This window comes from Brevundimonas sp. GN22 (assembly GCF_054824005.1).
The window spans coordinates 1-671 of record NZ_JSYD01000162.1 but is presented as its reverse complement, the minus strand read 5'-3'; the positions used below and the strand labels follow the sequence as shown (position 1 = coordinate 671).

The window sequence follows — 671 nt, the reverse complement described above, 5'->3', positions numbered from 1 at the left end:
GATTGAACCTGTGACCCCTACGATGTCAACAAACGGCATCACCGGAAAGTCCGAGGTTTTTCAATCCCCATCGTCCCCTTTTGTTCTCCATGAGTTCCGTTCTTGTCCCGCGTTTCATGGGCGTATCATGGGCGCAGACACGAAAAACCCCGGCTCGCTTGCAGGCGAAACCGGGGCTGTTACTCGTTCTATGTGGGGACATGAACGCGGCGCAGATCTCCAAGGCGGAGGGCTGTTCTATTGAACATAACACCCCTTCATCCCGCCGCAATACCCACGCTTCCGATTGTCGATCTTTCGGCTTGGATCGACCGCGAACCAGACCCGCGCGAGTTCCTTGTTGACGACCTGATCCCCAACGGCTGCGTCACGGCGCTGTACGGCGACGGCGGCTCCGGCAAGACCTTGCTGGCCATGTGGCTCATGGTGGCCATGGCATCGCGCTACAGCCTCCCATGGCTGGGCAGGACGGCCAAAGGCTGGAAATCGGTCGGGCTTTTCGCTGAGGATGACGGCGACGAGATCGTGCGCCGCATTCATCGCATCTGCTCGGGCATGGGCGTGGACTATTCCACGGTCGCCCCCAACATCGTACCGGTGGCCGGTGTTGGCATGGACACGGTGGTCGCTGGTTATGACGCCAACGGGTTTCTCGTTCGCACCCCGCTGAT

General features: G+C 59.9%; 2 protein-coding genes. Both read left to right on the top strand.

The window, feature by feature from the left end; translation table 11 throughout:
• The coding region (locus tag OB03_RS14560) for a hypothetical protein (RefSeq protein ID WP_461344642.1) at window positions 1-244 on the top strand (244 nt) is incomplete at its 5' end.
• The coding region (locus OB03_RS14555) for an AAA family ATPase (RefSeq protein WP_461344641.1) at window positions 241-671 on the top strand (431 nt) is incomplete at its 3' end. The genes OB03_RS14560 and OB03_RS14555, both read left to right, overlap by 4 nt.